We start from the raw sequence: 12,614 nt of genomic DNA, 5'->3' as shown, positions 1-12,614 counted from the left end.
GAGCCGCAGTCCCGCGGTCACGGCCTCACTCGCGTTCGCACTCCGGAAGGTCACTCCCGCGGCGACGAGTACGGTGATGCCCGCACCCACCACGGTGACACCCGCACTGCGAACACCACGCGTGAGCAACGAGTGAGCGGACCGTGAGGTCTAGTCCTGCCTTGAACTCGCCCTTTCGGAGTTCGAATCCAACAGGGATGCGGCGGACGGCAGTTGCTCCCGCACCGATTGCTCGGATCGCTCGGTTCGCTCGGCGATCTCCACCGGCGCCGGCGCTGCCGAGGGCGCGACCGGCTGTGCCGCCGCTGGTGCGACCGGCGGCGCGGCCGGCTGCTGGGCCCGTTCCAGGAAGCGGAGCAGTTCCACCGGGAAGGGCAGGACGAGCGTCGAGTTCTTCTCCGCCGCGACCGCCACCACCGTCTGGAGCAGCCGGAGTTGGAGCGCGGCGGGCTGCTCGGACATCACTCCGGCGGCCTCCGCGAGCTTCTTCGACGCCTGCAACTCGGCGTCCGCGTTGATGATCCGCGCCCGGCGTTCACGGTCGGCCTCGGCCTGCCGGGCCATCGAGCGCTTCATGGTCTCCGGCAGGGAGACGTCCTTGATCTCGACCCGGTCGATCTGCACACCCCAGCCGATCGCCGGGCTGTCGATCATCAGCTCCAGCCCCTGGTTGAGCTTTTCACGGTTGGACAGCAGCTCGTCCAGGTCGCTCTTGCCGATGATCGACCGCAGCGAGGTCTGCGCCATCTGCGAGACCGCGAACCGGTAGTCCTCGACCTGGACGACCGCCTCGGCCGCGTCGACCACCTTGAAGTAGACGACCGCGTCGACCCGGACCGTGACGTTGTCCCGCGTGATGCCCTCCTGCGCGGGCACAGGCATCGTCACGATCTGCATGTTGACTTTTCGGATCTTGTCCACGAAGGGCACGATCACGGTGAACCCGGGTCCGCGCACATTCGACAAGAGCCGCCCGAGCCGGAACACCACGCCCCGCTCGTACTGTTTGACGACCCGCGCCGCAGCCGCCACGTACAGCACTCCGGCGGACGCGACAGCGACTCCCGCCGTCACCAGCTCCTCGACCATGCCGGCCCCCCAGGGTCCGAAGTGGGCGTATGCAGGGGAGACTTCCCGTACCGCGTGTACTTCCCGTACCGCGTGTACTTCTCGTTCGGCGGGTGCTTCTCGTCCTGCCGATACTTTCCGTACTTCTTCCTGTACTCCGAAGGTAACTCCGCCAGGCGGACAAGGGCGAGCCCCCGCACACGAGTTGCGTACGAGGGCTCTCCTGCTGCTGCCGGCTGCAGGTCAGACCGTGCGGAAACCGATGGTGCCGTGGCCTGCCCTAGAAGACGCTGACGCCGTAGGCGCTCAGTGCCTCCGTGACGGGCTGGAAGAAGGTCGTACCACCGGAGGAGCAGTTGCCGCTGCCGCCCGAGGTCAGACCGTAGGCGACGCCGCCGTTGGAGTAGAGCGGGCCGCCGGAGTCGCCGGGCTCGGCGCAGACCGTGGTCTGGATCATGCCGTAGACGACGTCGCCGCCGCCGTAGTTGACGGTCGCGTTCAGCGCGGTGACCCGGCCGCTGTGGATGCCGGTGGTGGAACCGCGGCGGTAGACCGTGGTGTTCACGGACGGGGTGGCGGCGCTGGTGATGTCGACGCTGCCGACGGTGCCCGAGATCGAGCTGACGGGGTAGGTGCTCGCGTACTTGACGATCCCGTAGTCGTTGGTCGGGAAGCTGGAGCCGTAGGTCGCACCGAGCAGAGTCGTATGAGCGGAGTTGGACCACCAGCTGCCCGCGCCGTCGGTGCAGTGACCGGCGGTCAGGAAGTAGTAGGTGGAGCCGCTGCGGACGTTGAAGCCCAGGGAGCAGCGCCAGCTACTCGCATAGACCGCGTCGCCGCCGGAGATCAGTTTGCTGAACTTGCCCGGGGTCTTCTTGATGGTGATGGCGTCGGCGGTGGTGCCCGCCTGTCGCTTGATCTTCGCGATCTCCGCCTTGGAGACCGTGCTGTCGACGGTGACGACAACGCGGTTCGTCTTGGCGTCGACGGCCCAGGCGGTGCCCGGGATGTCGGCCTTGAGCACCGAGCCGCTCGCCTTGGTGAGCTGGGCGGTGCTGAAGGTGTTGACGTCGGCGGCGGTCGCATTGGGGATCGCGATGGCGGCCGCGGCCACGAGTCCGGTGCTGACGGCGATCAGCCGGGTCCGTCTCGTGATGCCACTGCGGGGGGTGGTGCGCTTGATCCTCACTTGTCGTTCCTCCACATGGGAAGTCGGGGGCCCGCGTGGGGTCGGGGCCCGTGAGGCGCAGTCAGGGTCCACTCCGCCCGAATTCCGAACATGCTGTGACCCTGACAAGCGCTGGGTGGGAGTATTCGGCCGCTCGACCGGTCGACGCAAGGGCGCCTTTCGGCCTCACGTTGTTCAACCCCCATACGGCTCGCAGAAGTTGATCAAGGAACCACGGCGCCCTGGAGAAGGTCGCGTTCCCCTGCGGCTATCGCGACGCCCAGGGTATTGCCCGGCGGCGGAAAGGGGCAGACGAAATGGTCGGCGAACGCACACGGTGGGAGCAGGGACCGGTTGAAGTCCACCGTTGTGCGCCCCTCGGCATCCGGGGCCCCGGGGCGCAGGAACCGGAAGCGGTAACTGCCGTCACCGCTGGTCGAGTCGGCGAAGACGGCCCACAGCGTGCCGCCCTCCTCGACGGCCACGCGCAGCGTCTGCTCCTGCCCGTCGAGCGAGAACGCCAGTTCACCGCCGAGCCCGAGCCCGCGCTCCCGCCCGTCCGCGTTCGCGACACGCACAGTGCGCCGCCCGTCGTACGGCGTGAACCGGCCGGGTACCGACCAGCGCGGGTCGTACGGGGTCACCTCGACGCCCTTGAACGCCGTGCGCGTCTGGGCGTCGGGGTCGAAGTCGCGCACACCCCAGCTGCCCTCGCGCACCAGTACGACCAGGCGCCGTTCGCCGAAACCGACCCGGGCCGCGCCCGCCGGACCGGCGTCGGCGGTCAGCCGGGCCTCCCCGGCGAAGGGCTCGCCGTCGAGCGTCAGCCCGTCCTCGGCCCCGGCGGCCAGGACGATCACGTCACCGTCGGCCGTCCACCGGCCGGGGATGGCCGGAAGCCGACCGTCCGGAAAGTCCTCGAGCCAGTGCGTACCGACGAGTGCGAGGGGTCCGTAGGGCGCCGACACCGTCTCGATGCGCCGTTCGTGCCACTTCTGCCACGCCTCGGACCCGTCCGCCGTCATGAACCCACTCCAGAACCCACGCCGGCTCACTCCCTGGAAACCCACCGCGCGCCGCCTTCGGCACACGCCCCGGACCACGCGTTCCGCGCGCGGCCCGTACACAACCTGTATGTCATCTTTGTAAGTGCGGCGCTCAGTCAGCCCGTCCATACGGGTTCGCCCAGCCCGAGGTGCGAGCGCAGCGTGGTCCCCGCGTATTCCGTACGGAACGCGCCACGTTCCTGGAGCAGCGGCACGACCCGGTCCACGAACTCGTCCAGGGCGCCCGGGGTGAGATACGGGACGAGGACGAACCCGTCGGCCGCGCCCTCCCGTACGAAGGCCTCGATGGCGTCGGCGACCGATTGCGGGGTGCCGACGAAGGAGTGCCGGCCGCTCGCCTCGGCGACGGTCTGCCGGATCGACAGCCCCCTGGTCCGGGACAGGGCCCGCCACTGTTCGGCCACCTTCACCGGGTCGGCGGCCCTGACCCACCCCTGCGCGAGCGCGGGCTCCGGCACCGGGTCGAAGTCGGGAAGCGGACCGTCGGGGTCGTAGGAGGAGAGATCGGTGCCCCAGATCTGCTCAACGGCGAGGATGGCCTGCTGCGGCGAGACCCGTTGCCGTCGGATCCAGGCGGCCTTCTCCCGCGCCTCGGCGGCGGTGTCCCCGAGCACGAAGGTCACCCCGGGCATGATCTTCAGGTCCCCGGGCGCCCGCCCGTACTTCGCGAGCCGCCCCTTGACGTCGGCGCGGAAGGCGCGCCCGGCTTCCGGGCTCCCGTACCGCGTGAGGACCACGTCGGCCCTCGACGCGGCGAACTCCCGCCCCTGTTCCGAGTCCCCCGTCCGGATCACCACCGGATGCACCTGCGGTGAGCGCGGTACGCCGAACTCGCCCGCGATGTCGAAGTGCCGGCCTCGGTACGCGAAGGGCCTGGACACCCCGTCCGGTGTCCAGGAGTCCCACAACTCTCGTACCGCGTCGAGGAATTCGGCCGCGCGCGGGTACCGATCGGCCGGGTCGAGAAAGCCGCCGCGCCGGAAGTTCTCGCCGGTGGAGGCGTCGGAGGAGGTCACCACGTGCCAGGCCGCCCGGCCACCGCTGAGATGGTCCAACGTGGCGAATCCACGGGCCAGTTCGTACGGTTCGCTGAAGGTCGCGTCGACCGTGGCGGCGAGCCCGATCCGCTCGGTGACGGCGGCGAGCGCGTCCAGGACAGTGATCGGCTCGGGCTGCCCGACCACGTCCAGGTCATGGACCCGGCCCAGGTGGTCGTGCGGCCACAGCCCCTCCGCGAGGAGGAAGAAGTCGAACAGCCCGCGCTCGGCGGTCCGGGCGAGCCGCTCGCAGGAGGAGAACCCGCCCTGCGAACCCGCCCTCCGACCGGCCCGCACGGCTGTGCCGTCGACACCCGGAAAACACGCCGCGAGGTGCATCTGCCCACGCCCTGGCGCCCGTACGGTCATGACGCGCCCCCAGCGGTCACGACCGGCCCGCGTACTGGTTGGCCGGCCGGGCCAGCCCCAGGTGCTCCCGGAGGGTGCGGCCCGGGTAGAAGGCGCGGAACAGGCTTCGGTGCTGGAGCAGCGCCACCGTTCCGTTGACGAGCCGCTCCAGGTCGCGGCGCGGCTCGACCGGGACGAGATGGAAACCGTCGACGGCACCGGACGTGTGCCAGGCGGTGATCAGGTCGGCGAGGTCGACGGGCCCGCCCCGGTACAGCGGCCCGTGCGCGCTCGGCCGGGGACCACCGCCCCCGTGCCCCGGCTCGGCCGCGTGCTCGCCGCCGCCCAGGTCGACGACAAGGCTCGCGAGGACCCGCAGCTCGTCCGGGTCACGCCCCAAGTCCTTCGCGGCAACCCGCAGTTCGTCCCGTACGGCCCCCGCCTGCTCGGCGCTCACCGCCCGGACGAGCACCACGTCGGCGTACCGGGCCGCGGTCTGCCGGGCCTGTCCCTCGGTGGCGTCGACGACGCGGACGGGGTGGCCCTGCGGCGGCCGGGGCACGACGGACGGGCCCTTGACGGAGAAGGTGGCACCCTCGAAGTCGACGTGGTGCAGCTTGTCCCGGTCGACGAAGCGGCCGGCCGCCACGTCCCATGTCTCGGCGTCGTCCTCCCTGCTGTCCCACAACCGGGCCGCCACGTCGGCGACTTCACCGGCCTCCCGCCACAGCTCGTCGCCGGGTGCGGTGCGGCGGCGGCCGAAGAGCCGGGCCTCGTCCTCGGTCGCCGACACGTCGAGCTGCCAGCCCGCCCGGCCGCCGCTGACCCAGTCGAGGGTCGCCACCGCCGCCTGGACGTGGAAGGGCTCGGTGTGCGTGGTGGTCACGGTGGGGACCAGACCGATCCGCGCGGTGGCGGGCGCGACCCTGGCGAGCACGCCGAGCGCGTCAGGGCCGGGGCGCGCGAAGGAGTCACCGAGCGTCACGAAGTCGAGGCCGCCACTCTCGGCGAGCCGCGCCGACTCGACGTACCGGTCGGCGTCGTACAGGGCCTGTTGGCCGGCCACGGTCTGATCGACGGCGGCGGCCAGGTGCAGCAGCCCCCGGCCGTGCGTTGAGGTCATGAGGGTGAACCTTTCGTCGGTGCGTCACAGCACCCGCGTCGCAAGGGAGGCTTCATGCGGCGGTGCCGTGATCGGCCACCGGTTCGGCAACGCGCTCGGAAACACGATCGGCAACCCGCGCGTCGAGGTGCCCGGCATCGCGATCGTCGAGGTGTCCGGCATCACGGTCCTCGCCGTACTCGCCGTACTCACGGTGTTCGCCGTACTCGCCGTACTCACGGTGTTCGCCGTACTCGCCGTACTCACGGTGTTCGCCGTACTCACGGTGTTCGGCATCGCGCCGGCGAACGTCCAGCGCGCCCAGAAAGGTCAGCGCGGCGCGCGCGGTCGCGTCGTTCTGCCGGAAGGCGGGACCGCCCGTGCGCGGCCGGGTGAACGCGCCGGAGCCCCGCGCCTCGGTGTGCGGCCCGAGGGCGAAGCGGCGTGGATGCGGCCGCCCGTCCCGGTCCAGGAGCCGCCCGTCACCGGGGTCCACGGCGAGCAGCCCCTCGGGGGTCACACCGGTCCCGTCGTTGTACAGCTCGCGCAACAGGGTGTCGCGGGCGCGCTCCAGGGTGGGTTCCGGCAGCCGAGCCTCGACAAGCGCGCGGGCCTCCACCGAGGCACCGGGCACACTGGCACCGCTCGCCCGGAAGACCCCGCCCTCGGCGGTGACGGTCGCGTCGGCGCCCAGGAAGTTGAGGATGCCGGCCCGGGACAGCGCGAGCATCTGCCGCATCCGCGGCCCGGGCGGCCCGGAGGCGAGATAGCTGAAGAAACCGTGCCACCAGGACCCGATGTCACCGAGCCGCACCAGCTGCCCGTAGACGGAGAGCAGCCCGAGAAAGACAGCCAGGTCCGGGCTGTACGAAGGATCGTGACGCCGGGTCAGATCGTCCCGTATGTACCCTCGCAACCCCTCCTGGAGCGCTTCGTACGACGGATAGCGCACCCCCTCCAGCGGACGGTCGAGGGCACCGAGGTCGAGCCGGTCGGCCGGATCGGGCACGGTGGAGGCGACCAGCACCTCGCGCTCCGCCCGGTCAGCGGCGGCGTACCTCTCCTCGAAGTCCGTCCAGGTGCCGCTGGTGCGCTCCGGGTGGACGGTGAACAGCCGGTGGTAGTGCGCGAACCCCAACTCCTTCTCCACCAGCGGCCATACGTCCCGCCTGAAGTCGAAGCCGTCCGGACGCGCGAGCAGGGCGTCCACCTCGCCTGGCCCGAAGAACCGTGGCAGGGGCGGCCGTTCACCGGTCCAGTCGTAGCCGATCTTCGAGTGGTACGGCACCCCGCGCCGAGAGCCCACGTACAGCACGGGCTCCCGCCCGGACGGCCGGTAGACCAACTCCCCCTCGGCATCTTCTTCATAGCGCCCGCCGCGCCCCTCCGTGAGGAGCACCATCAGGTCGACGAAGGCGAGCCCGAAACCCCGCACGAGGACGGGTTCACCGGGCCGCAGCGCGGACAGGTCACTGTCGGCGGTGAAGTCGGGCGGCAGGTGAACCAGCTCGTTGGCCCGCGCATAGGCGGCCAACTCGCTCTGCTCGTCGTCGAGTTCGGCGTCGAGGTGCCCGAGTGTCAGTACGACGAGGTCGGCGTGCAGTGGCCGGGCGCGCCCCTCCAGCCACACCTGCTGGCGTCCCTCACGCGGCCCGCCGACCCGCAGGGCACGCCCGACGTGGTGCTGGACGCGGATGCCGGGCGGCAGGGCGGCCAGCGTGTCCTCGTACACCCAGTTCAGGTAGGCGCCGAGGCGCCGGCGGTCCGAGAAGACACGGCCGTCGATGTCCGCCCACTCGTGCAGCGTGGGGCCGGGGCGCACCGGGCCCGCCATGGCCACCGTCTCGTCGGTGAACATGGTGACGTCCTGGGCCTGCGAGTTCATCCACAGCAGCGGGGACTGCTCCTCGCGCCAGATCCGGCCGCCGCCCGGCGGATAGGGGTCGACAAGGTGGATGTCGAGGCCCGATTCCCCGTACAGCTCGGACGCGTTGGCCACGATCCGCTCCAGGAGGCCGGTCCCCCGCGGACCGGCCCCGACGATGACAAGAGCCGGCGGCAGCGCCGCGTCACGCGGCTGTTCCGGGTCTGCGGGTGGGGCCGATCCGGCCAGGGTGTCTGAGGACATGCAAAGGCTCCGCGACGCAATAGGTCGAACACGGTGATGCCTTCACACGGGTGTCGCAGGACGCGATACAGCCGTCAATGCGCACGGTACGGCCGAGCCCCTCAGCAGGGCCGTCCACCGACTGTACGGGGACGTTTCCCCTCACTGTCAAGGCTGTCCGAACTGTGAGCGGTTCGTCTCACGTCGTTGACGCCACACCGAATGCCTGTTCCACTTGCCCCATGCATCCACAGCAGTGGCTGGTCAAACGCTCCCACATCGACCTTGGTCGAGTGTGGTCCTCCTCCTGTTGAGCTGACCCCCTGCGCGCCCGCTCACCCGGGCGCCTTTTCGCGATTTCTCCCGCACACCTCACGCCTCATCCGCGCCTTCACACTCGCGCACCCCCCTCCCCTCACGCACCGCCTTTTTTCTTTTCTCAGCCCCGCCTCTTCCTTCTCCCCTCTGCCCTTTTCCTGCCGCCTGCCGCCTGCCGCCTGCCACCTGCCACCCCAGGAGACCGTCCGAGGACCGCCCGAGGAGACCGCCCCAGGAGCGCACTGCTGCTCACCGCGCACGGCTCGGGCTCGCGGATCTCCCCGCCGGAGAGCAAGGACTGACCCGACGTCAGGTGTGATCCGGACACGACTGGGCACCTGCTGACCGTGACTGAGCATCCGTCAGGAAAGCGGGCAGGACGCCCATTCACCCATACGTCCCAACGCTCACCCATACGCCACGAAGAATCATATTTCACTCTCAGTCAGCAGTCGGACACGGCAAGACCCTTGCGGCGCGGGGCCTCTCGACGAAATGGTTGTGCACCAGTACCGTCACGAAACCCCCGCGCGGCGTCTATTCACTTGGCGCGCCATCCGCATCATGGATGACCATAGGGATGCGGAATGCATGAGAGACCGCTGTGAGAGGAGGCGTCCATGGGATCGGTACGCAAGGCGAGTGCCTGGCTTGGCCTCGTCGACGACAACAACGATGACGAGCGTTACTACGACGACGACTACTCCGAGGGGACCGAGCAGCCCAGGGATGCCTGGGTCACGGACCCCCGGGTCAAGGTCGCCGGCGAGGTGGCCGAGGAGAAGGGCCGCCGGATCGGCACGGTCACCCCGGACAGCTTCCGGGACGCCCGCGCCATCGGCGAGCTCTTCCGGGACGGCGTTCCGGTCATCATGAACCTCACCGCCATGGATGCCGCCGACGCCAAGCGCGTCGTCGACTTCGCCGCAGGCCTCATCTTCGGCCTACGCGGCTCCATCGAGCGGGTGTCCAACCGCGTGTTCCTGCTGACCCCCGCCGACACGGAGATCGTCAGCGGGGAGGCCCAGCCGCACCGCGCGGACGGTTTCTTCAACCAGAGCTGAGCAAGGCCGCTCACCGGCCCCGCCGTCCGTTGTTCAGGTCAGCGGAAGGCGTCAAGTCCGGTGAGCGCCTTGCCCAGCACCAGCTGGTGCATCTCGACGGTGCCTTCGTACGTGAGCACCGACTCGAGGTTCGCCGCGTGCCGCATCACGGGGTATTCGAGCGAGATCCCGTTGGCACCGAGGATCGTCCGGGCCGTACGACAGATGTCGATGGCCTCTCGTACGTTGTTCAGCTTGCCGAAGCTGACCTGCTCGGGACGCAGGCGGCCGGCATCCATGCGCCGCCCCAGATGGTGGGCGAGCAGAATCCCCTTGTGCAGCTCGACCGCCATGTCGGCGAGCTTGGCCTGGGTGAGCTGGAACCCGCCGATGGGCCGCCCGAACTGTTCGCGCGTCTTCGCGTAGTCGACGGCGGCCTCGAAACAGGACCGGGCAGCGCCCATGGCGCCCCAGACGATCCCGTAGCGGGCGTGGGAGAGACAGCTGAGGGGCCCGCGGAGTCCGGTGACGTCAGGCAGTACGGCATCGGCGGGCAGCCTCACGTCGTCGAGCACCAGTTCGCTGGTGACGGAGGCGCGCAGCGACCACTTGTGCTTGATCTCGGGCGCCGAGAACCCGGGGGCGCTGGTGGGCACGACGAACCCGCGGATGCCGTCGTCGGTCTGCGCCCATACGACGGCCACGCCGGCGACGGACCCGTTGGTGATCCACATCTTCCGGCCGTTGAGCACCCAGTCGCCGCCGCTGCCGTCACGCTTGGCGTACGTACGCATGCCTGCGGGGTCGGAGCCGTGGTCGGGCTCGGTCAGCCCGAAGCAGCCGATGACGTCGCCGGAGGCCATGTCCGGCAGCCAGTGCTGCTTCTGCTCCTCGCTGCCGAAGCTGTGAATGGCGTACATGGCGAGCGAGCCCTGTACGGAGACGAGGGAGCGGATTCCGGAGTCGGCGGCCTCCAGCTCCAGACAGGCGAGGCCGTACTGCACGGCGGACGCGCCGGCACAGCCGTACCCGGTGAGGGACATCCCCAGGGCGCCGATGCCGCCCAGTTCACGGGCGAGCCCTCTGATGTCCGGCAGCTCGCCCTCCTCGAACCACCCGGCGACATACGGCAGCACGCGGTCCGCCGCCCAGGTCCGCACGGTGTCCCTGATCGCCAGGTCCTCCGCGTCCAACTGGTCGTCGAGGCCGAGCGGGTCGGCGGGGTCGAATGGGGGGAGCTTCGCGAACACGGCCACGGGAGCCTCCGGCAAGTTTAACTAGCACCGCTAGTGACGCCGCTGACGGTACGACGGAGTGTGACGTACGTCCAGCCGACGTCCACCCACCCCGCCCGCGGGGGCGAACCCTCCGTCGGCGCTCACCCGTCACAGCCTTTCCCGCCCCGCCCGCCCGTGGCTGTCATCTGACGAGGTGTGCATCTCCCGTGGGGGTACATCATCGTCGGCGGCAGCCAGGCCCAGCGGTCCGCCCTCCCGGGCAAGGACCCGCCCTCGTCCACCCACTTCTCACCCGTACCCAGCACCGGCACCGGCACCGGCACCGGCACCGGCACCGGCCGACGCTCCCGCGCCCCGCCACCCACCACGCACCATCCGTGACGGTCACCCGCCGACGCTCCCGCACCCCCACGGGAGACGTCCACCCCTCCGGATGGCCGTCACGGGTGGTGCGTGGGTGAGAGATCCGTGGCGTTCACACCGGCACTCGGGACCCCGCGACCTCCCGAGGACCAGGCACCGCAGCCGCCGGCTCAGCGGCGCCGCCGCACTGCATCAGCCGCGGCAACCGCAACGCCATCACCGCCCCCAGCAGCAACAACCCCGCACTCACCAGCAACGTCACATGCAGCCCGTGCACAAACGCGTCCCGAGCCGCCGACCGCAGGGCAACTCCAGGGGACCCCCCGAGCCGCCCGGCAACCTCGTACGCCTCGCCCAGCGAACGCCCCGCCGCAGCCGACGCCGATGCCGGAACCCCCGGCACCGACCCCACCCCCGGCGCGTACGCCGCGTTCATCACGCTTCCCAGGAGCGCGATCCCGATCCCCGCGCCCAACTGGTACGACGTCTCGCCGATCGCCGCCGCCCCGCCCGCCTGCGCCGCCGGAGCCTCGCTCAGCATCGATTCGTACGCCCCGAAGAGCGTCGTCTCCAGGCCGAAGCCCAACAACACGAACCCGGACAGCAACAGCCCCGCGTTGTCCTCACCGCCCATCGCCGTCAGCAGCACGACCGCCGCCGCGGTGAGACAGAACCCGGCGCACACCATCGTCCGCGGCCCGAACCTCCGCAGCAGCCGCGCCCCGGCGAGTCCGGCCGCCATCGCCGCCACCGTCAGCGGCAGCAGTCGTAGCCCCGTCTGCAACGGCGAAAGCCCCAGCACCAGTTGCAGATACTGCGCCGCGATCAGCTCAAGTCCGACCAGCGCGAGCATCGCCAGCACGATGCACCCGACGGACGTACTGAACGCGGGCCGCGCGAACATCCCCAGGTCCACCAGCGGATACTTACGCCGCCGCTGCCGCCGGACGAAAACAACCAGCAGCACCGCGCCCAGCACCAGCGGCACGACCGTCAGGAAGTTCCCGGCCTCTTCCCCGCCGCCCAGCCGTTTCACGCCCAGCACGACGCCGAACAGCCCGCCCGCCGCCGTCAGCGCGCCCACCACGTCCCACGGGCCGTCGCCCCCCTCGCCGCGCGACTCGGGCAGCAGCAGGCGGCCGATCGGCAGGCTGACCAGCATCAGGGGGATGTTGACGAGGAAGACCGAACCCCACCAGAAGTGCTCCAGCAGGAAGCCGCCGAGCAGCGGACCGACCGCCGCGCCCACCGCGGCCACCGCGCTCCAGACACCGATCGCCAGCGCCCGTTCGCGCCGTTCGGGAAAGACCTGGCGCAGGATCGAGAGCGTCGCGGGCATGATCATCGCGCCGCCGACGCCCAGCAGCGCCCGCGCCAGGATCAGTACCGGGGCGCTGTCGGCGAGGGCGGCCAGGCCGGAGGCGACGCCGAACAGCCCGTACCCGAGGAGCAGAATCCGCCTGCGGCCGACCCTGTCGCCCAGCGTGCCGAACAGGATCAGCAGCGACGCGCAGACCAGCGGATAGATGTCGACGATCCAGAGCAGCTCTATCGCGCCGGGCCGGAGGTCCTCGCTGACGGCGGGCACCGCCACGTGCAGCACGGTCGCGTCGACCGCGACGAGCAGCAGGCTCGTACAGAGGACGAACAGGACGACCCAGCGGTTGGCACTCGCCCCGGCCGCCCGACGGCGCAGCGCAGCGGCAGCCGTGGTCGTCCCGGACATGTGCGTACCTCCAAGATTCCCTCGCGTTC

10 protein-coding genes are annotated in these 12,614 nt (G+C 70.5%); 2 read left to right on the top strand and 8 right to left on the bottom strand.

All coding sequences use genetic code 11. The features are described from left to right. Window positions 1-150: 150 nt before the first annotated feature. The 6 genes from G3I71_RS25875 to G3I71_RS25850 all read right to left on the bottom strand — a co-directional run bounded on the left by G3I71_RS25875 (window position 151) and on the right by G3I71_RS25850 (window position 7,852). Window positions 151-1,089 (bottom strand): slipin family protein, encoded by a 939-nt coding sequence (locus G3I71_RS25875; protein ID WP_164317789.1) that lies wholly within the window; start codon window positions 1,087-1,089, stop codon window positions 151-153. Between the two features lie 259 nt (window positions 1,090-1,348). After that, window positions 1,349-2,257, bottom strand: a complete 909-nt coding sequence (locus G3I71_RS25870; protein ID WP_164317787.1) for a S1 family peptidase — start codon at window positions 2,255-2,257, stop codon at window positions 1,349-1,351. Between the two features lie 203 nt (window positions 2,258-2,460). Then, complete coding sequence (locus G3I71_RS25865; protein ID WP_164317785.1) at window positions 2,461-3,261, bottom strand: DUF1684 domain-containing protein; 801 nt, start codon at window positions 3,259-3,261, stop codon at window positions 2,461-2,463. A gap of 137 nt (window positions 3,262-3,398) precedes the next feature. Then, a complete protein-coding gene (locus G3I71_RS25860) occupies window positions 3,399-4,709 on the bottom strand; it encodes an NtaA/DmoA family FMN-dependent monooxygenase (protein ID WP_164317783.1) in 1,311 nt (436 codons plus the stop codon). A gap of 16 nt (window positions 4,710-4,725) precedes the next feature. Next, on the bottom strand, window positions 4,726-5,811 hold the full coding sequence (locus G3I71_RS25855; RefSeq protein ID WP_164317780.1) for an LLM class flavin-dependent oxidoreductase: 1,086 nt from the start codon (window positions 5,809-5,811) through the stop codon (window positions 4,726-4,728). A 52-nt stretch (window positions 5,812-5,863) separates the two neighbouring features. After that, window positions 5,864-7,852 carry an FAD/NAD(P)-binding domain-containing protein gene (locus G3I71_RS25850; RefSeq protein ID WP_239149359.1) on the bottom strand — a complete coding sequence of 663 codons (1,989 nt, stop codon included), beginning with the start codon at window positions 7,850-7,852 and terminating at the stop codon, window positions 5,864-5,866. A 983-nt stretch (window positions 7,853-8,835) separates the two neighbouring features. Here G3I71_RS25850 and G3I71_RS25845 point away from each other — a divergent pair. Further along, window positions 8,836-9,279 carry a cell division protein SepF gene (locus G3I71_RS25845; protein ID WP_164317778.1) on the top strand — a complete coding sequence of 148 codons (444 nt, stop codon included), beginning with the start codon at window positions 8,836-8,838 and terminating at the stop codon, window positions 9,277-9,279. Between the two features lie 38 nt (window positions 9,280-9,317). Here G3I71_RS25845 and G3I71_RS25840 read toward each other — a convergent pair whose 3' ends face one another. Beyond that, window positions 9,318-10,514, bottom strand: coding sequence for an acyl-CoA dehydrogenase family protein (locus tag G3I71_RS25840; protein ID WP_164317777.1), 1,197 nt, complete (start codon window positions 10,512-10,514; stop codon window positions 9,318-9,320). Window positions 10,515-10,691: 177 nt separating this feature from the next. On the opposite strand from G3I71_RS25840, the gene G3I71_RS25835 reads away from it, so the two are divergent. Next, entirely contained in the window at window positions 10,692-10,877 is a 186-nt protein-coding gene (locus G3I71_RS25835) for a hypothetical protein (protein WP_164317775.1), read from the top strand. A gap of 94 nt (window positions 10,878-10,971) precedes the next feature. On the opposite strand, the gene G3I71_RS25830 is transcribed toward G3I71_RS25835, so the two are convergent. After that, on the bottom strand, window positions 10,972-12,585 hold the full coding sequence (locus G3I71_RS25830) for an MFS transporter (RefSeq protein ID WP_164317773.1): 1,614 nt from the start codon (window positions 12,583-12,585) through the stop codon (window positions 10,972-10,974). Window positions 12,586-12,614: the final 29 nt, after the last annotated feature.

The organism is Streptomyces sp. SID12501 (genome assembly GCF_010550245.1).
Lineage (GTDB): Bacteria > Actinomycetota > Actinomycetes > Streptomycetales > Streptomycetaceae > Streptomyces.
Note: the sequence above shows the minus strand (reverse complement) of the source record. Positions and strands in the feature narration are given on the sequence as shown.